The sequence below is a fragment of the Achromobacter semiaridum genome, assembly GCF_053543755.1.
In genome coordinates, this window is record NZ_JBLVOL010000015.1 from 65,575 (window position 1) to 87,816 (window position 22,242).

Below are 22,242 nucleotides of genomic sequence, written 5' to 3' on the forward strand. Positions count from 1 at the left end.
GGTCCTAGTCGTCCCCTTCGGAAAGCTTGTCCGCCATCTTGGCGGGTAACCACAAGAATGCCAGCCCGATCAGGATCGGGACAAAGCGGCCGCCCAGGATATTGCTCAAATTCAGGAACACCATGCCGATGGTCGCGATCCAGGCCCATTTGCCATAGCTGCCCTTCTTGCCGCCCATCGGCCGGGCTTTCTGCGCGGCCAGCTTGGGGTCGTCGAACCACTGAGCCAATTGCGCGGGCGCCACGGGCGACGATGCCGACCAGCCCAATTCCGATTCGCTACGTTCACGCGTCAGCTTGAGCGTGCCCGCCTTGTAGTCGGTGATGTGCGTGGTGTCGCCCGCCTTGACACGCCAGTTGAACGCACCCAGCGGCATCTCGACTTGCGAGGTGTAGTCGTACAGCTTCTGGTACAGCTTCGAACGCCAGCGCACGCTGGTGGCGTTGTTCGGGCTGGGCCAGGTGTCGCACACCTGCACGCGTTCCCAGCCTTCGTCCGTTTCCACCAGCCAGATAAAGCCCTTGGCCGGATTGAACAGCAGGTATTCGATCCAGTCCGACGGCTCTTCGGGATCGCGGTCGGCGCATTTCATCAGGCCGATCAGCGTGTAGCTGGCGCCGTCGATCTTGGCCACCGCGCCCAGCGACAAGGAGGTCTTGACGGACTTGACCTTGCGCGCCTTCTCGATGACTTCGGCGGTGGGCCCGGAACAGTCGACGGTTGCCGCGCAAGACGGGCACACCACAGTCGTTGCCATGGCCGCCACGAAGCTGATCGGCGCCCCGCAGTTGGGGCAGTCCAGCGCCTTGATCTGGCCGCGATAACGGCCGGCCGTCTCTTCCACCTGTTCGTTGCTGCGCAACGTGGCCGCCTGCATGGCGGACAGGTCAAAGGCCTTGCCGATGTACAGCTGGGGCTCGGGGCCGTCGGAAAAATCCAGCGTAAGGAACGCGTCCAGGCTGCGGAAATCGGCCACCTTGGCGTCCCAGCCATCGCCGGGCACGAAGGGCAATTCGCCCTGCGCGCCGCCGGCGCGCGCGCGGCGCACGTCCGCGGCAATGAACCGCTGCCCATCCAGCTTGAGCTCATCGCCCGGCGAGATGTCGGCAAACGCGGGCATGCCCTGCACCGACTTGACGCCGCGCCGCCGGGTCAGCGCGTACTGGCCCGACGCGTCCGACAGCCAGCCGTCGGCGCCATCGTCGAACCACACGTACCACTCGTTCCAGAAGCCGTCGTCGTAGCGCAGCTGGATACGGCCGATCACGTCGAAACGCTTGCCGTCCACGCTGCCCGCCGCGCCCAGGCACAGTGGCGAATAGTCTTCCAGCACGTCGGCCATTTCGCCGATGCGCTTGACCGAGTCGGCATCTTTGAGCAAGGTGCTGCGGCATGCGCCGCAGACTGCCATGACGGAAGCGGTGGACGTGAACTTGACCGGGGCGCCGCACTGCGGACACAGAACCTGCTGCATGGGACCTTAGCTGGTAAGTTTCTTCAGCACTTCGGCCTTGGCCGTGTCGTAATCGGCGGCGGTGATCAGCCCTTTATCCAGCAGGTCTTTCAGCTGTTGCAAGCGCGCGACCGGGTCGGCGCCGGCGGCTGCGGGCGCAGGCTGAGCCGGCTGAGCCGGCTGTGCGGGTTGTGCGGGTTGCGCGGGTTGCGCGGGCTGTCCGGGCTGCCCCACGCCCAGCCCCGCCGCCATTGTCTGCCCCAGCGCGGCACCGGCCGCCAGGCCCGCGCCGATGCCGGCGATGCCGCCTTCGTTCTGCGCGGCCAGCGGAATGGACGTGGCCGTCTGGTACTGGGTGAACTTGCCCAGGTCGCCCGCCATGCCCATGGAAATACGCGTGTCCAGCGCCTTTTGCAGCTCTTCGGGCAGCGACACGTTTTCAACCGTGAAGTTGTCCAGCTTGACGCCATAGCGATCGAACACCGGCGCCAGCGCCTCGCTGATGCTTTGCGACATCAAGCCCTGGTTGCCGGCAATATCCAGGAACGGCACCTTGGAGCCGCCCAGCGCCGTCGTCATGGCAGCCACCACCATATTGCGCAGCTGCAATTCCAGGTCGTCCACCGTGTATTCGTCGCGCGTGCCGCTGATTTCGCGATAGAACTTGGCCGGGTCCGAGATCTGGTACGAATACACGCCAAACGCGCGCAGCCGCACCATGCCGAACTCGCTGTCACGCAGCGTCACCGGCTGGGCCGTGCCCCAGCGCCGGCCCAATTGCAGGCGCGTGCTGAAAAAGATCACGTCCGACTTGAAGGGCGACTCGAACAGCTTGTCCCAGTTCTTCAGGTACGTCAGGATCGGCAGCGTCTGCGTCGTCAGCTTGTACATGCCGGGGCCGAACACATCGGCCACCTTGCCTTCATTGACGAACACGGCCATCTGCGATTCACGCACCGTCAGGCTGGCGCCGTACTGAATTTCGAAATCCTGCATCGGATGGCGCCAGGCGAGCACGCCGTCGCGATCTTCGTTCCATTGCAGGATGTCGATGAACTGCTTGCGAATAAAGGAACCGAGACTCATAGGTCCTCCCGTGTCAGGTGGGATTGCGCGCCGGCCTTCAGGTCAGGCAGGCTGCGTTCACGATACCGGCGGCCAGCGAGATCGAACCGATCAGGCCGCCCATGGCGATATTGTTTTGTTCGATGGCCTCGTTCATGCCGGCAATGGCCTTGTTGACCACGACGTAAACGACGATCTGCACCAGCATGGCGGCCACGCCCCACACCAGGAACATCACGAAGCTGGCATGCACGGCAATGCTGGAACACAAGGTGAAGCTGAAGCCCACCAACGCACCGCCATAGGACAGCACGGCGGCGATATTGCCTTCGCGGATCAGGTCGAATTCCTTGTAGCGGGTCACGGCGGTATAGACCGCCGTGAAAACGCCCAGCATGACCAGCGCCGAGACGATATAGATCAGATAGGTCACCGCCGGATGCATCGCTTCTCCCATTGCCACCCTCCTAATTGCGCGCAGTATATACGCGGCGTTCGATATACTGCGAACGCATTTTTCGCCCCGGACACCCCAATGCGCGACCGCGTTCTCATCCTATCGGTATTGATCGTTGCTTCCTGCGGCTTGGGCTATGAGCTCATCAGCAGCGCGCTGGCCAGCTATTTACTGGGCGATTCGATCCTTCAGTTCTCCTCCGTTATCGGCTGCTATTTGTTCGCCATGGGCATCGGTTCGTGGTTGTCAAAATATGTAAGAGACGAAGACGTTTTGAATCGCTTTATCGACGTCGAACTGCTGGTGGCGTTGCTGGGCGGCGTATCGGCCGCCGTGCTGTTCCTGGTGTTTGCGTGGCTGTCCGCGCCTTTTCGCGCGGCGCTGTACGTGGGCGTCTTCGTCATCGGCTTGATGGTGGGAATGGAGATCCCGCTGGTGATGCGCGTGTTCAACCAGCGCAAGGCCGAATTCCGCGAAATCGTCAGCCGCGTGTTGACGTTCGATTATCTGGGCGCGCTGGCGGTGTCGCTGATCTTTCCGCTGCTGCTGGCGCCCAAGCTAGGCCTGCTGCGCACCAGTTTCCTGTTCGGCATCCTGAACGCCAGCGTGGCCTTGTGGACCACGTGGCTGTTTCGCGCCGAAGTGCGCCGCCCCGGCGAAAAAGCCATCCGCGCCTGCGTCGTGATCGGCTTTCTGGCGCTGGGCTTCATCTATTCCACCGCGATGACGGCCTGGGCCGAAAAGGGCTTGTACGGCGATGACGTGGTGCACGCCGAAACCACGCCGTACCAGCGCCTGGTGGTCACGCGCTGGCATGACGACCTGCGCCTGTACATCAACAACAACCTGCAATTCTCGTCGCGTGATGAACATCGGTATCACGAATCGCTGGTGCATCCGGGGCTGCAAACGCTGCCCTGGGCGCGCAACGTCCTGGTGCTGGGCGGCGGCGATGGCTTGGCGGTGCGCGAAATCCTTAAGTACAAGCATATCCAACACATCACGCTGGTGGACCTGGACCCGGCGATGACCGGATTGTTTTCGCGGTCCGATCCCCTGGTCGCGTTGAACCAGGGCGCGCTGAACGATCCGCGCGTCACCGTCATCAATGACGATGCCGGCCGCTGGCTGGAAACGCACGCCGAGGTCTACGACTTCATCGTGGTGGACTTTCCCGACCCGTCCAACTTCGGCCTGGGCCGCCTGTATTCCGTGCCCGTCTATCACCTGATGGCGCGCCACCTGGCGGAAAACGGCTACATGGTGATCCAGTCCACCTCGCCCTACTTCGCGCCGCGTTCGTTCTGGAGCGTGAACGCCACGCTGAAGGAAGCCGGCTTGAACACCTGGCCGTACCACACCTACGTGCCGTCGTTTGGCGATTGGGGTTTCATCCTGGCCAGCAAGCGGCGCGACTACACGCCGCCCGACAAGATCACCGTGCCCACGCGCTACCTGGACCCGGCCACCACGCGAGAACTGTTCCACTTCCCGGCCGACATGCCCGCGCTGGAGATGCCGCCCAACCGCTTGAACGAGCAATCGCTGGTGCGCTATTTCGACGAGGACTGGCGCAAGGTCATCCGCTGATGCGCCGTCGCAGCTTTCTTCTGGGCGCGGCCACGGCGGCGGTGGCGGGCACCGCCGGCTACTACCGCCAGCGCATCGTCGAGACCCCGGCAAACGTGGCCTACCCCGGCATGCAGGCGGGCCACGCCTTGCGCGACGGCGCCGTTCTGCCCGCCGCCACCGCGCACCATCGGCACCAGGTCGTCATTCTGGGCGCGGGCGTGGCCGGCCTGTCGTGCGCGTGGAAGCTGGCGCGCGAAGGGTTCACCGACTTTGTCGTGGTGCAGGGGCCGGAATTCGGCGGCAACGCCGCTGCCGGGCGGCAGGACGAACTGCACTATCCGCTGGGCGCGCATTACCTGCCGCTGCCCTCGATGGCATCCACCCATGTGCGCCAGATGCTGGCCGACTTCGGCATCATCGAACACGGCGCGGGCGATGTCCGGCCGGTGTATGACGAATCCATCCTGGTGCATTCGCCGCAAGAACGCCTGCTGCGCAACGGGCACTGGGAAGACGGGCTGCTGCCCATGACGGGCCTGCCCGACGCCGACGTGGCGCAGCACCATCGCTTCCTGGCGCTGGTCGAACGCCTGCACACGCAGCTGGGCAATGACGGGCGGCGCGTGTTCAGCATCCCGCTGGTGCTGTCCTCGCAAGACCCGGCGTGGCGCGCGCTGGATCAGATCACTTTCAAGCAATGGCTGGAGCGCGAAGGCTACACGTCCCCCGCCTTGCACTGGTACCTGAACTACTGCTGCCGCGACGACTACGGCGCGGGCTACGACGTGGTGTCGGCCTGGGCCGGCCTGCACTACTTTGCCAGCCGCGACGGCCACGCCGCCAACGCCGGTGAAGGCGCGGTGCTGACGTGGCCGGGCGGGCTAGGCGTGCTGGCCGACCGCATGCGCCAGGCCATCGACAGCAAGCTGGGGCACGCGCGCTGGCTCATGGCGGGTACGGCGGTGCGCATCGTTGACACGCCCGCCGGCCCGCTCACCACCTGCTTGGCCACGGCCCCGACGCCGGGCGCCTACACGTTGCAAAGTCGGCGCACCGTCTGCGCCATGCCTTTGTTTGTGGCGCAACGGCTGTTGCCCGACATCCGCGCCTATGGCTATGACCCCGCCGTGCATGCGTCATCGCATGCGCCCTGGCTGGTGTCCAATTTTCTGCTGGAAGGCTATCCGCGGGAAGCGCCGGGCGAGCCGCTGTCCTGGGACAACGTCGTCTATCAAGGCCGCGCGCTGGGTTATGTGGTGTCCACGCACCAGCTGCTGCGCGTGGCGCGTTCGCCGCGATCCGTCTTCACGGCCTATCACGCCTTAAGCGCGCAGACACCGAACGCGGCGCGGCGGTGGCTCAGCACGGCCAGCCCCGAAGCCCTACGCGAAGAAGCCGCCGCCGACCTGATCGCCGCCTACGGCCGGGAATTCTGGCGGCATGCGCGCCGGCTGGACATCACCGTGCGCGGCCATGCCATGGCCTCGCCGCTATGCGGCAGCCTGTCCAACGCCGGGCTGGCCGCGCTGCGCCAGGTGGACGGCCCCGTGCTGTTCGCGCACGCCGACTTGTCCGGGTATTCCGTCTTCGAGGAAGCGTCCTGGTGGGGCGTGGTGGCGGCCGGGCGGATACTGGGGCAAGCGTTGCCAAGCGCTTGATTCGAGCCCTTGCCACAGGGCGATGCGCGCCTGACAGGCGACCCGCGATTTTGCTACACGCGCCCGCGGCCGCTGCCCTACAATCGCCCGTCATTCGGGCTACGAAGAAGAACACATGGGTAAGCACGTCATCGTCCTGGGCGCCGGCATCGTCGGCGTGTGCTGCGCGCTGGAGCTGGTGCGACGCGGCTTGCGCGTGACGCTGGTCGATCGGCAGGCGCCCGGCATGGAAACATCGATGGGCAACGCGGGCGTGCTGGCGCGCAGTTCGCTGATGCCGTTCAACCACCCCGGCCTGTGGGGCCAACTGCCCCGGCTGATGAAGAACAACACCGTGCAGTTCCGGTATCGCGCGTCCTATCTGGCGCGGAACCTGGGCTGGGCCTCACGCTTCTTGCTGAACGCGCGGCCGTCCGTGTTCAAGGAAACCACGCGCGCGCTGGACGAACTGATCCGGCTGTCCGCCCCCGAACACCTTAGGCTGCTGGATGCCGCCGGCGCCCGCCATCGTTTGCGCGACACCGGCTGGGTGTTCCTGTACCGCAGCCCGGCCGCCTGGAACGCCGGCGCGTTGGCGCGCACGACGTTCGCGCAATACCAGGTGCCCACGCAAACGCTGGACCCGGTTGAACTGGCCGCGTTGGAACCCGCGCTGTCACCCATCTTTCACCGTGCGCTGTGGATCCAGGGTTCGTATTCCGTTGACGATCCGCAGGCCGTGGTCAGCGCATACGCCGACCTGTTCCGGCAAGCGGGCGGCACGGTCAAGGCAATGACGGCCACGGGCATCCGGCGCGACGCCCAGGGCTGGACGGTGCTAGGGGCCCAAGGCTCGGAAGCCCTGACCGCCGATCAGTTGGTGGTGGCGTTGGGGCCGTGGTCCAAGGCGCTGCTCAAGACCACCGGCATCGACCTGCCCATGGCGTTTGAACGCGGTTATCACATGCACTATCGCGGCCAGGACGGCGCCCGCGTGACGCGACCGGTGTACGACACCGGCGGCGGCTATGTGCTGTCGCCCATGGCGCGCGGGCTGCGCTTGACCACGGGCGTGGAACTGGACGCCTGCGACGCCGCGCCGTGCACGACGCAACTGGATCTGGCCGAAGCGCGAGCGCGCGAGGCGTTCCCGCTGGGTGTACGCGTGGACCCCGCCGCCTGGTTGGGCCGGCGCCCCACCCTGCCCGACAGCCGCCCGATGATCGGGCAGGCCCCCAGGCACCCGGGGCTATGGCTGGCGCTGGGGCATCAACACATAGGCTTCAGCACGGCGCCGGGCACGGCGAAGATATTGGGCGAACTGATGTTCGACAATGCCGACCCGTCGCGCCACCAAGCGTTCCGGCCGGGGCGCTTCATCTAGGGCGCTTCGGCCAGAGCCGCTTCGTTCAGAGCTTTTCACCACCAGGCGCGGGCGTTGATGGACCGCACCTGGGGCTGGGAAGCGCCAGCTATCACCCCAGCAACAACGCGTCGTCCGACAGCTTTTCGCCCCGCACGCGCTCGAACATCGCCAGCAGATCCGGCACGTCCATGCCGCGGCGTTCATCGCCCGACACGTCCAGCACCACCTGCCCTTGATGCAGCATCACCGTGCGGTCGCCCACGTCCAGCGCCTGCCGCATGCTGTGCGTGACCATCATCGTGGTCAGCTGGCTTTCGGCAACGATGCGCGCCGTCAGTTGCAGCACGAAGTCGGCGGTGCGCGGGTCCAGCGCGGCGGTGTGCTCGTCCAGCAGCAGGATGCGCGACGGCTGCAAGGCCGCCATCAGCAGGCTGACTGCCTGGCGCTGGCCGCCGGACAGCAGGCCGATGCGGTCGGTCAACCGGTTTTCCAGGCCCAGGCCCAAGGTGGCCAGACGTTCACGAAAGCCGTCCTTCATCGACGCCTTGACCGCGCGGCTATAGCCGCGGCGCACGCCGCGCATCTGCGCCAGCGCCATGTTTTCTTCGATGGTCAGGTCTTCGCAGGTGCCCGCCATGGGGTCCTGGAAAACGCGGGCCACGCGGCCGGCGCGCGCCCACACGGGCTGACGCGTCACGTCCACGCCGTTGATGTCGATGCGGCCCGAATCAATCGGCAGGTCGCCCGACACCGCATTCAGGAACGTGGACTTGCCGGCGCCGTTGGACCCGATGACGGTCACGAACTGGCCAGACGGAATTTCCAGCGACAGCCCGCGCAGCGCGCGCGTTTCGATGGGCGTTCCCGCGTTGAAGGTAATTTTCAGATCTTTTGCGGACAACATATCAGCGCCCCTTCTTGCCGACGATACGGCGCTTGAGCATCGGGATGACCAGGGCAATCGTGACCAGCACCGCGGTGACAAGGTTCAGGTCTTGTGCCTTCAGGCCGATGAAATCGCTATTGAGCGCCAGCGCGATGAAAAAGCGGTAGACGATGGCGCCGATGATGACGGCCAGCGTCGCCAGCACCAGCTTGCGCGACGGCAGGATGCTTTCGCCGACAATCACCGCGGCCAGGCCGATCACGATGGTGCCGATGCCCATCGAGATATCGGAACCGCCCTGCGTCTGCGCGAACAGCGCGCCGGCCAGCGCCACCAGCGCGTTGGACAGCGCCATGCCGCCCATGATCATGCGGCCGGTGTTGACGCCCTGCGCGCGGGCCATGCGGCCGTTGGACCCGGTGGCGCGCACGGCCAGCCCGGTCTGCGTGGCAAAGAACCAGTCCAGCGCCAGCTTGGCCAGGATGACGATCACGATCAGGATCAGCGGGCGCGCGACATAGTCGGATATCCAGCCCGGCTGCAAGATGGTGAACACGGTGGGTTCGGTGATCAGCGGAACGTTGGGCTTGCCCATGATGCGCAGGTTGATGGAATACAGCGCGATCATCATCAGGATGCTGGCCAGCAGGTCCATGATCTTGAGCTTCACGTTCAGCATGCCCGTGATCAGACCCGCGACCGCGCCCGCGAACGTCGCGATGATCGTGGCGGAAAACGGGTCGGTGCCCGACGCAATCAGCGTGGCACAGACGGCGCCGCCCAACGGAAAGCTGCCGTCAACGGTCAGGTCGGGGAAGCGCAGCAGGCGAAAGGAGATGAACACGCCCAAGGCCACCAGGCTGAAGATCAGCCCGATCTCCAACGCGCCTAACAACGAGAACAATGACATGGGTTAAATCCAATCAGGGTAAGGAAGGTGCATATTAAAGAGTTGAAACGTCGGATTTCTTGCGTTCGGGCATCAGTTTTACCCGAGCTTTCGCAACAAACGTTTCCCGGTTCGTCATTTTCTCGCGTTTCGTTCCAAAGCAGCCGCGCGCTTGCCGGACCGGCCGGAAAGCGACGTCGTTCAAAGCCAGGAAAGGGAGCAAAACGGCAGGACCCGGTCGCGGCGCGACCCGAAAAAAGCTTAACAAAAACCCCGCGCACGCCGGGAGGCGTGGCGGGGTCTGGCGGGCGTCGCTTTACTTCACGACCACCGCGGCGGACTTGATTACGGCGTCCGACAGCGTCACGCCCTGCTTGGCGGCGGCGCCCGGGTTCACGTAGAGCTCAAGCTTCGAGATGACTTCCGACGGAATGGCGCCGGGCTTTTCACCCTTGAGAATGCGCACGACCACCTTGCCCGTCTGCACGCCCAGGTCGTGGTAGTTGATGCCCAGCGCCGCGATACCGCCGCGCTTGACGCTGTCGGTGTCGGAGGCGATCAGCGGGATCTTCGCGTCGTTACCCACCTTGACCAGCGATTCATACGCCGACACGACGTTGTTGTCGGTGTTGGTGTAGATGACGTCGACCTTGCCGATCAGGCTGCGCGCGGCCGAGGCCACATCAACCGAACGCGGGGCGGCGGCTTCGACCAGGCTCATGCCCGACTTGGGCAGGATTTCCTGCAACTTTTTCACCACCACGACCGAGTTGGCCTCGCCCGGGTTGTAGACGATGCCCACGCGCTTGGCGTTGGGAACGATTTTCTTGATGAGTTCAACCTGCTTTTCCAGCGCCAGCATGTCCGACACGCCGGTCACGTTGGTGCCGGTGGCGTCCATGCTTTTGACCAGCTGCGCTGCCACGGGGTCGGTCACGGCCGAATACACCACGGGCACGTCCTTGGTGGCGGCCACAACGGCCTGGGCCGACGGCGTGGCGATCGCGACGATGGCGTCGGGGCGATCACCCACGAACTTGCGGGCGATCTGCGCGGCCGTGCCGTTGTTGCCCTGCGCGCTTTGGTATTGCCACTTCAGGTTCTTGCCGGATTCATAGCCGGCCTGCTTCAGGGCGTCTTGCACCCCGTCACGCACGGCGTCCAGCGCCGGGTGCTCGACGATGGCCGTGATTGCCACCGACTTTTGCTGCGCCGACACTGGTGAGGCGATAGCCATCGCCAGCGCCATGGCGCCAACCGTCAGAAAATGTTTTTTTCCGATCAGCATACGTAAGCTCCTTGAACCCTTGGTTTTTGTTCGTTATTACAACTACGCCGGCGGCTTCCCGTCGGTCGGTCAGCCGTAAAGCCATATAGTCTAACTTGCCGCCAGACAAAAGAATTTGCGGGGAATCCCTGAAATGGTGCATGCCGGCAAGCATGCCCCACGCCGGGGCGCGCGGCGCCAATATACTAAATATCGTCACGCCGACGGCTGCCCGTCGGACGCAAACCAAAGGCCTCACCATGATCAAACGCGCTCTGGGCCGCTCCGGCCTGCAAGTTCCCCCCCTGACTTTCGGCGGCAACGTCTTCGGCTGGACCGTCGACGAAGCCGGGGCCTATTCCCTGCTTGACGCCATGGTGGACGCGGGCCTGAATTTCATCGACACGGCCGATGTGTATTCGCGCTGGGTGCCCGGCAACCAGGGTGGCGAATCCGAAACGCTGATCGGTAAATGGCTCAAGCGATCCGGCAAGCGCGACCGCGTGATGATCGCCACCAAGATCGGCATGGAAATGGGCCCCGACGCGCGCGGCCTGGCGCCTGCCTACATCCGGCGTTCACTGGATGCCTCGCTGGCGCGCCTGCAAACGGATTATGTGGACCTGTACCAGTCGCACCAAGACGACCCCGATACGCCGTTGACCGACACGCTGGCCGAATACGCCAAGCACATTGAATCGGGCAAGGTGCGCGCCATCGGCGCGTCAAACTATACGGCGGTGCGCCTGTCGGAAGCGCTGATCGCGGCCGAACGCCACGACCTGCCGCGCTACGAAAGCATCCAGCCCGAATACAACCTGTACAACCGCGCCGCGTTCGAGACCGGGCTGCAAGGCCTGGTGAAAACGCAGCAGATGGGCACCATCAACTATTACGCGCTGGCAAGCGGCTTTCTCAGCGGCAAATATCGCAGCGCGGCCGACGCCGGCAAAAGCGCGCGCGGCCAGAAAATCGTGGACACCTATCTGAACGAACGCGGCCTGCGCATCCTGAAGGCGCTGGACGAGGTCTCGGAAGACGCCGGCTGCACGCCCGCGCAAGCCGCGCTGGCTTGGCAGATTGCGCAGCCGGGCATCACCTCTCCCATCGTCAGCGCCACGTCGCTGGCGCAGCTTGACGAACTGGTCAAGGCCGCCAGCCTGACGCTGACGCATGACCAGTTGGCCAAGCTGAGCCAGGCCAGCGAGTGGCGCTAAGGCGTCAATCCAGCTTCACGCCGGAATCTTTCACCACCTTGGCCCAGCGGTCGACTTCGCTATCGACGAACTTGCCGAAGTCGGCGCCCGTCAGCGTCGGCACCGCCGAACCGTTACCGGCCCAGGTTTCCTTCAGCTTCGGGGTGTTCAGCGCCTTGGTGATTTCAACCGCCATCTTGTCGACCGCCTCTTTGGGCGTGCCGGTCGGCGCCCAGATGGCGTACCAGGTCGACACGACGTAGTTCGGCACGCCGGCTTCGGCGGCGGTCGGCACGTTCGGCAACGAGGCTGACCGTTCGTTGGCGGCCACGGCCAGGGGTTTGATGGCGCCCGCGCGTATATGTCCGGACGACGAACCCAGCCCATCAAACGCCAGGTCTACCTGACCACCTATCAACGCGGACAGCATCGGGCCGGCGCCCTGGTACGGCACGTCCACCAGCTTGATGCCGGTCTGCATGGCGAACAACTCGCCCGCCAGATGGTGCGTGCTGCCCTTGCCGGCAGTGCCGTAGTTGATTTCGCCCGGATGCTTCTTGGCGTAATCGACGAATTCCTGCAAGGTCTTGACCGGCAATTTGCCGGCGTTGATCACCACCACCTGCGGCGGCTGCGCCACCAGCGCGACCGGCACGAAGTCCTTCTGGATGTTGTAGTTCAGGCTTTTGTACAGCGACGGGGCCAACGCGTGGTGCGCGCCGCCCATGAAGAAGGTGTAGCCGTCGGGCCGGGCCTTGGCGGCAACACCCGCGCCTACGGTACCGCCCGCGCCGCCCTTGTTGTCGATCACCACCGTCTGGCCCAATTGCATGGTCAGTTGCTGGGCCAGCGGGCGGGCGAAGGTGTCCGTGCCGCCGCCTGCGGGGAACGGAACGATCAGCGTGATGGGGCGCTCTGGCCATTGCGCGGCGGCCGTGCCGCCGAAACCCAGGGCTGCCACGGCGAATAGGGCCACGGCGGACTTGCGAACTTTCATAATGTCTCCTCTTGCTGCATCACGGGGACGGCGCGGTTGTGTGCGTCTCGTCTCTTGAAATTCTTATTGAATGAATGCTGCCAGGACTGCAAGGCGTAGTCGGATCGAGTCGGAAGCCCTCCTGTGTAGAAAAAAATGCCGACCTGTGCAGGCCGGCATCTGGCATGGCGTCAAAGCGCCTTGTAGGTCTCGCGCAGCACGTTCTTTTGCACCTTGCCCATGGTGTTGCGCGGCAGCTGGTCAACGATATGCACGCGCTTGGGCACCTTGAAGTTGGCGATGCGCGACTTCAGCTCCAGCTGCATCGCGCCCGCGTCCAGCGAAACGCCGTCCTTGGGCACGACCACCGCGACGACGGCTTCGCCGAAGTCCGCGTGCGGCACGCCGATGACCGCCGATTCCGCCACGCCGGGCATGTCGTCGATCAGCGTTTCGATTTCCTTGGGATAGACGTTGAAGCCGCCCGAGATAATCAGGTCCTTGCTGCGCCCGACGATGGACAGCGTGTCGGCGGGTACGTCGCGCCCGGCGGATTCGCCGCCCCAGCGGCCGACGTCGCCCGTCTTGAACCAGCCGTCTTCGGTGAATTCCTCGCGCGTTTTTTCCGGCATGCGCCAGTAGCCCGAGAACACGTTGGGGCCACGCACCTGCACATTGCCAATTTCGCCCGGCGCCAGCGGCACGCCCGCGTCGTCCACCACGCGCACCTCAACGCCCGGCAAGGCGCGCCCAACGGTGCCCGCCAGGCGTTCGCCCTGGGCGGGATCATAGGGGTTGGACGTCAGCATGACGGTTTCGCTCATGCCGTAACGTTCCAGGATGGCGTGCCCGCTGCGCGCCTTGAAGTCGGAAAACGTTTCGGCCAACAGCGGCGCCGAACCAGAGATGAACAGACGCATGTTGGCGCACACGGCGCGGTCAAAGCGCGGGTCGGCCAGCAGGCGGACGTAGTACGTCGGCACGCCCATCATCACCGTGCATTGCGGCAGGTAATGCAGCGCCTGGTCGGCGTCCAGCTTGGGCAGCCAGATCATCTTCGCGCCGGCCAGCAAGGCGCCGTGCGACGCCACGAACAGGCCGTGCACGTGGAAGATGGGCAGCATGTGCAGTAGCACGTCGTCTTCGCGCCAGCCCCAGTATTCATGCAGCACCTGGGCGTTGGCGGCCAGGTTGCCGTGCGACAGCATCGCGCCCTTGCTGCGGCCGGTGGTGCCGGACGTATACAGAATGGCGGCCAGGTCGTCGGGCTTGCGCTGCACGGTCTTGAACGTTTGCGGCAGGCCGGCGGCCGCCTCCAGCAGCGTGCCGGTGCGGTCTTCGTCCAGCGTGTAGACGTGCGCGCAGCCGGACTTGTCGGCGGCGCGTTGCACCCAGTCCAGGTTCTTGCTGGCGCAAACCACCACGGCGGGCTCGGCGTTGCCCAGGAAGTATTCGATCTCGGCTTCGCGGTAGGCGGTGTTCAGCGGCAGGTACACCAGCCCGGCGCGCAAGGTGGCCAGGTACAGCAGCAGCGCTTCCGGCGATTTTTCGACTTGCACGGCCACGCGCGAGCCGTCCGGCAGGTCCAGCGATGTCAGCAGGTTGGCCAGGCACGCGGTGGCACGGTCGATGTCATCCCAGGTGTATTGCAGGTCGGGCGTTTCAAGCGCGACTTTGCTGCGGTCTTTGGGAAAGCCGCCTTGCAGGACAGCATAGAGGTTGGCGTTGCTCACCTTGGTCAGTCTCCGGAAAAGGAAGGGTCTACGCCGGCCAGGAAAGCGCGCACGCCTTCCTTGTGGTCCCGGCTTTCGGCATAGGAGAAATAATCTTGATATTCGTCTTCGGTCAAGGCGCCCTCTTGGGCAAGCCTGGCCGACAGGCGTTTATTGATGCGGGCGGCCAAGGGCGCGCCCTGGGCGATGCGATCCGCGCTGCGGCGGGCGGCATCGGCCACCTGTTCGTCGGGCACGATGCGCGTCAGCAGGCCCAGGCCGTGCGCCTCGTCGGCACCGAAGACCCGGCCTTCCAGCAAAATTGCCAGCGTGGCCGCGCGCCCGACCAGGGCCAGCAGGCCACGCATTTCATCGGGCGCCATGGGGAAGCCCAGGCGGTTGATCGGCACGCCGAAACGCGCCGACGCGCCGGCGATGCGCAAGTCGCACTGGCTGGCGATTTCCAGGCCGCCGCCCACGCACACACCTTCGATCTGGGCGATGACGGGGTGTGGGCAGTTGGCCACGGCCTGCAAGGCGGGCGCCAGGATGTGGCGGTGGTAGTGCTGCACGCCGGCGTGGTCGGCGCGTTGAACCGGAAATTCACGGATGTCGGCGCCCGCGGCAAAGTTGCCGCCTTCGCCCCGCACGATCACGCAGCGCACGGCGTTGTCGGCGGCCAGGCGCGTGAATACGTCGCCAAGCTCGCCCCACATGCCCACCGTTATCGCGTTCAGCCGCCCCGGGTGCGATAGCGTCACCCAGGCCAACGGCCCCTCGCGTTCCAGCCGCACGCGGCCGGTCACGTCTTGCGTCATGTCCCCTTGCCCCTTTTTTTATTGATATCGACCGCTTTGTAAAGCGATCAAGCCACGCGTCCGACTCCCCGGCTTACCTGCGGCTTACCTTCACCCAAGCGGGCAAGGTTTGTGTCCAGCTCGTCCAGGTCATATAGGTAATTGACCATCAGCGCGCAAGACTGCTTCATGCCCTTGACCGAGGTGTCGGCCGCCCAGTTCAAGCGTTCGATACGCGCGCCGTTACCCAGGTGAAAGCGCGCCACGGGGTCCAGCGGCAAGCCGTTTTTCATGGATTGCAAATACGTGGCGGCCAGCCGGAAGCCGGCGCGTTTGATCACGTCGGACGCCTTGCCCTGCGCGGCGGCCTTGGCCAGCCGCGACACCCAGCGCTGGCCGTCCGGCACCCCTTCGCGCTTGCGGTCCTTGGCGCGCGATTTGTCTTCGCGCACGATGGCTTCCACGGCGTCGGCGTCCAGCTTGCCCAGCCAATCCGAAAACCCGGGGATGGGCGACAGCGTGGCAAAGTTTTTCAGCTTGGGCAGTTCTTCCAGCAGCTGCTCGACCACGCGCTTGAGCAGGAAGTTGCCGAAGCTGATGCCCTTCAGGCCGGGCTGCGTATTCGAAATGGAATAGAAGATGGCCCAGCGCGCCTTGTCCAGATCCTGCGGCGGCAAGGTGCTGTCCAGCAGCACCTGCACGTTGTCGGCCATGCTGCTTGCAAACGCCACTTCCACGAAAATCAGCGGCACGCCCGGCATCTGCGGATGGAAATAGGCGTAGCAGCGGCGGTCCGGCGACACGCGGCGGCGCAGGTCGTCCCACGAGGTGATCTCGTGCACGGCTTCGTACAGGATCAGTTTTTCCAGCAGCGACGCGGGCGAATCCCAGGTCAGCGGGCGCAATTCCAGCAGGCCCACGTCAAACCAGGCGGACAGCAGCCCTTCCAGTTCCTTGTCCAGCCCCTGGATGCCCGAGACCTGCTTGCGCCAGCGCAGCATATCGGCGCGCAAATCCACCAGGAAACGCAGCCCATGCGGCAGCGCGTTGAAGCGTTTGAACAGGCGCGTGCCTTCGCCGCCGTCGCCCGCGTACGTGGCGCGCACCTGAGCCAGCGCCGCCAGCATCAGCCGGCGGTCCTTGCTGTCGGCCGCGCTGTATTGCTCGCACCAGCGGCGCGCCAGCTTGTTGGCCGCCACGTCGGTCAGGCGGGCTTCGAACAGGCGCCGCACCTCGGATTCGCTGGGCAGGCGCCCGCGTTCCCATAGTTTGCCCAAGCGCGTCATCAGGCTGGCGCCCTCGGCCGCCGCCGCGGGGTCGATCAGCTCGGGTTCGGGCTCAGGCGTGCGTGCGCCCCGCGCGGGCGCGAGATTGGCGGGTACGGACATGGGCGGGCTCCTCGATAACGATGGGATCGGATAACGCCGGATCGGCGGCGTCTTCATTGGCCAATATGCGCAGCGCTTCCAGCTGCCGCATCAAATGGGTGTGCGCCAGGGCCTGGGCGGCCTCGCTGTCGTGCGCTTTCAGCGCATCGAAAATGGCCAGGTGTTCGGCGCAGGATTGCTGGATGCGCCCGGGGCGCGCCAGGCTGCGGTGCCGCGACAGGCTCAGGACCTTGCGCAGGTTGCCCACCATGTCCGACAGCCATTGATTGCCGGCCAGCGCCTGGACGGCTTCGTGGATCAGGTAATTGGTTTGATAGTAGGCGTCGATGCGGCCGGCGCGAGCATGGCCGGCCAGCTCGGCGTGCAGCGGCTCAAGGGCCGCCAGTTCATCGTCGGTGGCCTTGCGGGCGGCTTCGAAGGCGCAGCGCCCTTCCAGCATGGCCATCAGCGGGAAGATGTCTTCAAGGTCTTGCGTGGACAGCTCATTGACGAAGCAGCCGCGGCGCGGCTCCAGCCGCACCAGCCCTTCGGTGGCCAACACCTTCAATGCCTCGCGCAAGGGGGTGCGGGAGATGCCCATTTCGCCCGCCAGCCGAAGTTCGTCGATCCATTCGCCGTTGGCCAGGGCGCGCGCGTGAATCATGCCGCGCAGGCGATCCGCGACTTCCAGGTACAGGGCTTGACGGACGATGGGTTGGCTCATGGGGGCCGGCGCGGGCAGCGCCGTAATTCATAATTATGAACAAGCCCATGTTAAATCCGGCCGGCGAAAAAGGTAAACCCCTGGAAAACCCGTTCCGCCAGCCGACGGATTCAGAAATGCAGAACGCCGTCCACGGCATGGCGCGTCAGCGCGCGCGCCCAGCGGCGGGCCGGCAGGCCGTATTTGGATTCCACGACTTCCGCCCTTGCCAGCAGGTCGGCGGGTGTGACTTCAAGACGGGGGCCGGAAAAGGCCAGCACGATCTGGTTGCCCGCGTCCACCTCGGGCAGCAACACGACGCGGTCGTCGAACGCCTTGGACAGGTTGTCGATGTTCTTGCCGAAGCTATCGTGGCGGCCGAACAGGTTCACGGCCACCACGCCAACGTCGCCCAGCACGCGGCGACAGTCGCGGTAGAACTTCACGCTGTCGCGCACCGGGCCTTCGGCCGAGGCGTCGTACAGGTCGACCATCAGCACCGGGCAGCGCCCGGCGTTGGCAGGATCGGCCACCCACTGGCCCGCGTCCGCATGTTCGACCAGCAGCCGGTTCGAGCCCGGCAGGCGAAAGAACATATGGCAGGCGGCGGTTACGCGCGGGTTCCATTCCACGGCCAGCAACGGGCTACGCGTGTGCTTGACGCAAAATCGCGCCAGCGACCCCGCGCCCAGGCCCAGCATGCCGATGGACTCTTCCTTGGGCGGTTCCAGGAACAGCAGCCAGGCCATCATTTGAGCGGTGTATTCCAGCACCAGTTCAGCCGGACGCTTGACGTGCATTGCACCCTGGACCCACGGGGTGTTGAAGTGCAGATAGCGCACGCCATCCAGCTCGGACAAGGTCGGCTGGTCCAGTTCAGAGGGGAAGTTCGATTTATTCATGGCGGCGATTGTAGGTCGGACGCCGCGCCCACGGGGGTTCAAGGCAAGTCTGCGCTTTCCTCGGCGGCGCCTTCCCAGATGCGCTCCAGCCACTGCGCGCACGACACGTCGGCGTGCAGGCTTGCCGCCAGCCGCAACACCCGCTTCAGATACAAGTGCGCGTCACATTCCCAGGTGATCCCCAGGGCGCCATGCACCTGGATGGCGTTCTGGGCCGCGCGCCGGCCCGCCTCTACCGCCAACAGCGGCACGTAAAGGCTGTCGCGTTCGGCCGAGGGCGCATCGGCATCGTGCGCGGCGGCGGCGGCTCGGCCGGCCAGACGCGCATCGTCCAGCGCCATCCAGTCGTCCGCCAGCCGGTGTTTGATGGCCTGGTTGGCGCCGATGGCGCGGTCAAACTGGCGCCGTTCGCGGGCATACGCCGCCGCCATGTCCAGCGCGGCACTTGCCGCGCCCCGCAGCTCGGCCGACCGCAGCAACGTCAACCGTGTCTTCAAGCGCCGCCACTGGCCGGCGTCCACCCGCACATCCACGGTTTCCTGCACGCCGGGACGCGCCGGGCTTGCGACGGGCATCGTCGGGTCCAGCCCTGCCCTGCCCGCCACGGGCGCGTGGCGTTCCAGCCGCAACACGCCCGGCGCCAGGCAATGCACGGCCAGGCCCGGCACGCCCAGGCCGGCGCCTTCCACAAACGCAGACCCGTCCGGCCGCAGCGCCACATCCGCGAAATACCGCTGGCCCTGCATCATCTGGCGCGCCCAGGTTGCCGCGGGCTCGGGCAAGCCCGCCTTGCACAGCGTGGGCAGCACCACCATGTTGGCCACCAGCGGCAGGCTCAACAGATGACGCCCAGCCGCTTCGGCCACCACCCAGGCGTCGGCCAGCCCCAGGCCCAGGCCGTCTTGTTCAGCGGGCGCCAGCAGTGCGGGCCACCCTTGTTCACACAGGTCCTGCCACAGCGCCAGCCGATCGGCGGCCGGCTGGGTCGCGGCGGCGCGCGCCACGCGGGACGGATGGCGATCCGCCAGAAAGCGCCCGGCCGATTCTTGCAGCATGCGCTGGTCTTCGTTCAAGGAAAAAGTCATGGTGTCGGCGTTGATTCGGATCAGGCTTTGGGCTTTGGGCTTTGGGCTTTGGGCTTTGGGCTTTAAGCCTTAGGCCTTAGGCAGGCCCAGCATCTGCTCGGCGATGATGTTGCGTTGGATTTCGGAGGTGCCGGCCAGGATGGTTTCGGCCCGTGACCACAGGTAGGCGTGGGTCAACGTTGCCGCGTCCGCGTCGGTATCGATGTTGCAATCCGCTTGGGCCCGAGCGTTGAAATCGGCTTCGATACCGGCTTCGATACCGGCTTCGATACCGGCTTCGATACCGGCTTGCATATCGGCCAAAACACCGGCATTGCGCCGCGCACCGATACCCGCATTGCCGACCGCGCCCGCCATCCCTGCTCCATCGCCGCAGCCCTCGCCGTAGCCCGCCCCTTCCAGGCACGCGCCTTCTCCCAGCATCTGCAAGGACAGCTCCAGCAACCGCTGGTGCGCCTCGCTCCAATGAATCTTGGTGGACGAGCCTTCCGGCCCGGGCGGATCTCCGCGCATGGCGCCTTCCAGCGCGCGCCGCGACTTCAACGCCAGCACGTGGCTGTCGGCCGCCAGCCGCGCCCATCGGTGACGCACGTCGGCGCACGAGGCCGGCGCGAGCCCGGACGCGTCGGGGCGCAGCGCCAGCCGCCGCACCGCTTGCAGCTCTTGCGAAAAGCGGACCAGACGCGGAATGAAGTAGGTACCGCGTTCGAAGCTGGCGGCGGCCATCGCGACCTTCCAACCCTGGTTCTCGGCGCCCAGCAACAGGTCTTGCGGCACGAACACATCTTCGAAGAACACTTCGCAGAATTCCGCATCGCCTGTGATCTGGCGGATGGGCTCGACCCTGACGCCCGCGCTGCGCATGTCCACCAACAGAAAGCTCAAGCCCTTATGTTTGGGCACGTTGGCATCGGTGCGCGCCAGCACGAAGCACCACTGGGCGCGGTCGGCGAACGACGTCCAGATCTTGTGCCCATTCAGCCGGTACCCACCCGCCACCGGCTCGGCGCGCGTGCGTACCGAGGCCAGGTCCGACCCCGCGCCGGGTTCGGAATAGCCCTGGCACCAGACCTCGCGGTTGGACAGAATCCCGGGCAGGAAACGGCGCTTTTGCGCATCGGAGCCAAAGTGCAGCAGCGTGGGCGCCAGGATGCCATGGCCGATCAGGTTCACGCCCAGCGGCGCGCCGCAACGCGCATGCTCTTCATGGAATACGGCCTGGCGCGATAACGGCAAGCCGTGCCCGCCGTATTCGATGGGCCACCCCAGGCCGGACCAGCCGTGGGCACACAAGGTGTCTTCCCACGCGCGACGAAAGTCCAGGTGGCGGGGGCACGCCCCGCCGGGCCACCCGCGTGCGAAGCCGGCATAGGTCTTGGCGAGCCACGCGCGCAACTGCGCACGAAAGGCGGCGTCGTCCTGAGCCAGGATGCGCGCGGCTGCGTTGTCCTGTCGATCCATGCGGGTCACTCCAATCGGATATTCGAATCGCGCGCGACCTTGGCCCAGGTCGACACGTCTTGCCGGATGAACGCCGCGAACGCCTTGGGGTCGCTGCCGATGATATCCAGCCCCAGCCCCACGAATTGCGCCTTCACGTCGGGCTGTTGCAGGATCTGCGCCAGATTCGCATAGAGCTTGTCGACGACCGCTTGCGGCGTGTTCGCCGGCGCCACCAGCCCCAGCCACGGCATGGCCGAATAGCCTGGCAGGCCGGAAGCCGCCACCGTCGGCAGGTCGGGGACCGAGGCCGAGGGCTTGGTGGTCGTCACTGCCAGCGCACGCAGCTTGCCGTCCTTGACGAAGGGCCCGGACGAGGCCCAGGCGTCGAACATCACCTGGATACGCCCGGCCACCAGATCGTTCAGCGCCGGCGCGCTGCCCTTGTACGGAATGTGCGCCATCTGCACGCCCGCCATGCTGTTGAACAGTTCGGCTTCCAGGTGCGTGGAACTGCCCGCGCCCACGGACCCGTAGCTGACCTTGCCCGGATTGGCCTTCAGATACGCAATGAGTTCGCCCACGTTCTTGGCGGGAATCGACGGGTGCACTTCAAGCACGTGCACCACCGAGGCCACCTGGCTGACGGGTGTGAAGTCCTTGATGGGGTCGTAGTTGACCTTGGCGTAGATGCTGGGCGCGATGCCCAGCGAGGACGCGGCCATCAGCAGCGTGTAGCCGTCGGGCGCGGCGCGCGACACGTAGTCGGACGCAATCATCGTGCCGCCGCCCGGCTTGTTCTCCACGATGACCGTCTGGCCCAGCTTGGCGGTCAGGCGTTCGGCCAGCAGGCGGCTCATGATGTCGGCCGCGCCGCCGGGCGAGAACGGCACCACGATGCGCACCGGCCGATTGGGATACGCGTCCTGCGCCAGCGCGGGTGTGGTTGCGCCAGCCACGGCCAGCGCCGCGCCGGCCAACAGCCCTTTTATTACCTGTCTTTTCTTCATGCCTGTCTCCTCCTGGGGAATGCGTTGCGCGCATCGCGCGGTTGCACTACGGGGTTGCGGGCAGGATCAACGCGTCCAGTACGGCAACGTCTTGTCCCGCCTCTTTGATCAGCAAGGGATTGACTTCGATTTCGGCCACCCGCGCGGGCGCGGCCAGCAGCGCCTTGCCCACGGCAACAATCGCCCGGCAGGCCGCCGCGACGTCCGCGCGGGGCTTGCCCCGGTAACCGTCCAGCAAGGGGTACGCCTTCAGTTCTTGCAGCATCTGCATGGCGATGGCTTCGTCCACGGGCAGCAAGCGGTGGCTGGTGTCCTGGTAGATCTCGGTCAGCACGCCGCCCAGCCCCACCGTCAGCACGGGGCCAAAGACAGGGTCGCGCGTGGCGCCCACGATCAGCTCCGCGACGCCGCGTTCCATCTTCTGCACCATCACGCCATCGACGCGCGCGTCGGGTTGGGGGG

Annotated in this window: 20 protein-coding genes; 4 read left to right on the forward strand and 16 right to left on the reverse strand. The window is 65.6% G+C overall.

All coding sequences use genetic code 11. The annotated features are described in order from the left end of the window. Positions 1–4: 4 nt before the first annotated feature. Genes ACNPP0_RS04610 through ACNPP0_RS04620 form a run of 3 tightly spaced genes read right to left on the reverse strand, consistent with a single transcriptional unit; the run spans position 5 to position 2,963 of the window. Positions 5–1,474, reverse strand: coding sequence for a DUF4178 domain-containing protein (locus tag ACNPP0_RS04610; RefSeq protein WP_448705127.1), 1,470 nt, complete (start codon positions 1,472–1,474; stop codon positions 5–7). A 6-nt stretch (positions 1,475–1,480) separates the two neighbouring features. Next, entirely contained in the window at positions 1,481–2,539 is a 1,059-nt protein-coding gene (locus ACNPP0_RS04615; RefSeq protein ID WP_448705128.1) for an SPFH domain-containing protein, read from the reverse strand. Between the two features lie 37 nt (positions 2,540–2,576). Further along, complete coding sequence (locus ACNPP0_RS04620) at positions 2,577–2,963, reverse strand: DUF350 domain-containing protein (RefSeq protein WP_332608969.1); 387 nt, start codon at positions 2,961–2,963, stop codon at positions 2,577–2,579. Positions 2,964–3,053: 90 nt separating this feature from the next. Here ACNPP0_RS04620 and ACNPP0_RS04625 point away from each other — a divergent pair, with 90 nt between their 5' ends. The 3 genes from ACNPP0_RS04625 (at position 3,054) to ACNPP0_RS04635 (ending at position 7,568) form a co-directional block, all read left to right on the forward strand. Next, on the forward strand, positions 3,054–4,565 hold the full coding sequence (locus ACNPP0_RS04625) for a polyamine aminopropyltransferase (RefSeq protein ID WP_332608872.1): 1,512 nt from the start codon (positions 3,054–3,056) through the stop codon (positions 4,563–4,565). Beyond that, positions 4,565–6,205: an NAD(P)-binding protein gene (locus tag ACNPP0_RS04630; RefSeq protein ID WP_448705129.1), complete on the forward strand. Its 1,641-nt coding sequence runs from the start codon at positions 4,565–4,567 to the stop codon at positions 6,203–6,205. The genes ACNPP0_RS04625 and ACNPP0_RS04630 overlap by 1 nt, the downstream gene beginning before the upstream one ends. A 115-nt stretch (positions 6,206–6,320) precedes the next feature. Further along, the gene (locus ACNPP0_RS04635) at positions 6,321–7,568 is read left to right on the forward strand and encodes an NAD(P)/FAD-dependent oxidoreductase (protein ID WP_448705130.1); all 1,248 of its coding nucleotides are present in this window, start codon (positions 6,321–6,323) and stop codon (positions 7,566–7,568) included. Positions 7,569–7,659: 91 nt separating this feature from the next. Here ACNPP0_RS04635 and ACNPP0_RS04640 read toward each other — a convergent pair whose 3' ends face one another. The 3 genes from ACNPP0_RS04640 to ACNPP0_RS04650 all read right to left on the reverse strand — a co-directional run bounded on the left by ACNPP0_RS04640 (position 7,660) and on the right by ACNPP0_RS04650 (position 10,613). After that, on the reverse strand, positions 7,660–8,454 hold the full coding sequence (locus ACNPP0_RS04640) for an ABC transporter ATP-binding protein (protein WP_046805432.1): 795 nt from the start codon (positions 8,452–8,454) through the stop codon (positions 7,660–7,662). Position 8,455: 1 nt separating this feature from the next. Next, entirely contained in the window at positions 8,456–9,346 is an 891-nt protein-coding gene (locus ACNPP0_RS04645) for an ABC transporter permease (RefSeq protein ID WP_046805433.1), read from the reverse strand. Between the two features lie 295 nt (positions 9,347–9,641). After that, positions 9,642–10,613: an ABC transporter substrate-binding protein gene (locus ACNPP0_RS04650; RefSeq protein ID WP_046805434.1), complete on the reverse strand. Its 972-nt coding sequence runs from the start codon at positions 10,611–10,613 to the stop codon at positions 9,642–9,644. A gap of 239 nt (positions 10,614–10,852) precedes the next feature. Between ACNPP0_RS04650 and ACNPP0_RS04655 the strand changes: the two genes are divergently transcribed. Beyond that, positions 10,853–11,809 (forward strand): aldo/keto reductase, encoded by a 957-nt coding sequence (locus ACNPP0_RS04655; RefSeq protein WP_448705131.1) that lies wholly within the window; start codon positions 10,853–10,855, stop codon positions 11,807–11,809. A 4-nt stretch (positions 11,810–11,813) separates the two neighbouring features. Here ACNPP0_RS04655 and ACNPP0_RS04660 read toward each other — a convergent pair whose 3' ends face one another. The 10 genes from ACNPP0_RS04660 to ACNPP0_RS04705 form a co-directional block, all read right to left on the reverse strand. Continuing rightward, positions 11,814–12,785 carry a Bug family tripartite tricarboxylate transporter substrate binding protein gene (locus ACNPP0_RS04660; protein ID WP_332608877.1) on the reverse strand — a complete coding sequence of 324 codons (972 nt, stop codon included), beginning with the start codon at positions 12,783–12,785 and terminating at the stop codon, positions 11,814–11,816. 170 nt (positions 12,786–12,955) lie between these two features. Next, positions 12,956–14,497, reverse strand: a complete 1,542-nt coding sequence (locus ACNPP0_RS04665) for a malonate--CoA ligase (protein WP_448705132.1) — start codon at positions 14,495–14,497, stop codon at positions 12,956–12,958. Positions 14,498–14,502: 5 nt separating this feature from the next. After that, positions 14,503–15,294 (reverse strand): enoyl-CoA hydratase/isomerase family protein, encoded by a 792-nt coding sequence (locus ACNPP0_RS04670; RefSeq protein ID WP_448705133.1) that lies wholly within the window; start codon positions 15,292–15,294, stop codon positions 14,503–14,505. 47 nt (positions 15,295–15,341) lie between these two features. Continuing rightward, positions 15,342–16,661: a malonyl-CoA decarboxylase domain-containing protein gene (locus ACNPP0_RS04675; protein ID WP_332608880.1), complete on the reverse strand. Its 1,320-nt coding sequence runs from the start codon at positions 16,659–16,661 to the stop codon at positions 15,342–15,344. After that, positions 16,612–17,364, reverse strand: a complete 753-nt coding sequence (locus ACNPP0_RS04680) for a GntR family transcriptional regulator (RefSeq protein WP_332608881.1) — start codon at positions 17,362–17,364, stop codon at positions 16,612–16,614. Before ACNPP0_RS04680 ends, ACNPP0_RS04675 begins: the two co-directional genes overlap by 50 nt. Before the next feature lie 110 nt (positions 17,365–17,474). After that, positions 17,475–18,245, reverse strand: a complete 771-nt coding sequence (locus ACNPP0_RS04685) for a class I SAM-dependent methyltransferase (protein WP_332608882.1) — start codon at positions 18,243–18,245, stop codon at positions 17,475–17,477. A gap of 38 nt (positions 18,246–18,283) precedes the next feature. Next, positions 18,284–19,330 carry an acyl-CoA dehydrogenase family protein gene (locus ACNPP0_RS04690; protein ID WP_448705134.1) on the reverse strand — a complete coding sequence of 349 codons (1,047 nt, stop codon included), beginning with the start codon at positions 19,328–19,330 and terminating at the stop codon, positions 18,284–18,286. A 69-nt stretch (positions 19,331–19,399) separates the two neighbouring features. Next, positions 19,400–20,791, reverse strand: a complete 1,392-nt coding sequence (locus ACNPP0_RS04695) for an acyl-CoA dehydrogenase family protein (protein WP_448705135.1) — start codon at positions 20,789–20,791, stop codon at positions 19,400–19,402. A gap of 5 nt (positions 20,792–20,796) precedes the next feature. Beyond that, positions 20,797–21,780, reverse strand: a complete 984-nt coding sequence (locus ACNPP0_RS04700) for a tripartite tricarboxylate transporter substrate binding protein (protein ID WP_448705136.1) — start codon at positions 21,778–21,780, stop codon at positions 20,797–20,799. Positions 21,781–21,826: 46 nt separating this feature from the next. Beyond that, positions 21,827–22,242 (reverse strand): acetate--CoA ligase family protein (locus ACNPP0_RS04705; protein ID WP_448705137.1); only part of this gene is annotated, 416 nt, incomplete at its 5' end.

What these genes read in the sequence shown, in the direction of transcription:
- ACNPP0_RS04610 (WP_448705127.1), bottom strand. Translation starts at nt 1,474, where the DNA reads ATGCAGCAGGTTCTGTGTCCGCAGTGCGGCGCCCCGGTCAAGTTCACG.
- ACNPP0_RS04615 (WP_448705128.1), bottom strand. Translation starts at nt 2,539, where the DNA reads ATGAGTCTCGGTTCCTTTATTCGCAAGCAGTTCATCGACATCCTGCAA.
- ACNPP0_RS04620 (WP_332608969.1), bottom strand. Translation starts at nt 2,963, where the DNA reads ATGCATCCGGCGGTGACCTATCTGATCTATATCGTCTCGGCGCTGGTC.
- ACNPP0_RS04625 (WP_332608872.1), top strand. Translation starts at nt 3,054, where the DNA reads ATGCGCGACCGCGTTCTCATCCTATCGGTATTGATCGTTGCTTCCTGC.
- ACNPP0_RS04630 (WP_448705129.1), top strand. Translation starts at nt 4,565, where the DNA reads ATGCGCCGTCGCAGCTTTCTTCTGGGCGCGGCCACGGCGGCGGTGGCG.
- ACNPP0_RS04635 (WP_448705130.1), top strand. Translation starts at nt 6,321, where the DNA reads ATGGGTAAGCACGTCATCGTCCTGGGCGCCGGCATCGTCGGCGTGTGC.
- ACNPP0_RS04640 (WP_046805432.1), bottom strand. Translation starts at nt 8,454, where the DNA reads ATGTTGTCCGCAAAAGATCTGAAAATTACCTTCAACGCGGGAACGCCC.
- ACNPP0_RS04645 (WP_046805433.1), bottom strand. Translation starts at nt 9,346, where the DNA reads ATGTCATTGTTCTCGTTGTTAGGCGCGTTGGAGATCGGGCTGATCTTC.
- ACNPP0_RS04650 (WP_046805434.1), bottom strand. Translation starts at nt 10,613, where the DNA reads ATGCTGATCGGAAAAAAACATTTTCTGACGGTTGGCGCCATGGCGCTG.
- ACNPP0_RS04655 (WP_448705131.1), top strand. Translation starts at nt 10,853, where the DNA reads ATGATCAAACGCGCTCTGGGCCGCTCCGGCCTGCAAGTTCCCCCCCTG.
- ACNPP0_RS04660 (WP_332608877.1), bottom strand. Translation starts at nt 12,785, where the DNA reads ATGAAAGTTCGCAAGTCCGCCGTGGCCCTATTCGCCGTGGCAGCCCTG.
- ACNPP0_RS04670 (WP_448705133.1), bottom strand. Translation starts at nt 15,294, where the DNA reads ATGACGCAAGACGTGACCGGCCGCGTGCGGCTGGAACGCGAGGGGCCG.
- ACNPP0_RS04675 (WP_332608880.1), bottom strand. Translation starts at nt 16,661, where the DNA reads ATGTCCGTACCCGCCAATCTCGCGCCCGCGCGGGGCGCACGCACGCCT.
- ACNPP0_RS04680 (WP_332608881.1), bottom strand. Translation starts at nt 17,364, where the DNA reads ATGAGCCAACCCATCGTCCGTCAAGCCCTGTACCTGGAAGTCGCGGAT.
- ACNPP0_RS04685 (WP_332608882.1), bottom strand. Translation starts at nt 18,245, where the DNA reads ATGAATAAATCGAACTTCCCCTCTGAACTGGACCAGCCGACCTTGTCC.
- ACNPP0_RS04690 (WP_448705134.1), bottom strand. Translation starts at nt 19,330, where the DNA reads ATGACTTTTTCCTTGAACGAAGACCAGCGCATGCTGCAAGAATCGGCC.
- ACNPP0_RS04695 (WP_448705135.1), bottom strand. Translation starts at nt 20,791, where the DNA reads ATGGATCGACAGGACAACGCAGCCGCGCGCATCCTGGCTCAGGACGAC.
- ACNPP0_RS04700 (WP_448705136.1), bottom strand. Translation starts at nt 21,780, where the DNA reads ATGAAGAAAAGACAGGTAATAAAAGGGCTGTTGGCCGGCGCGGCGCTG.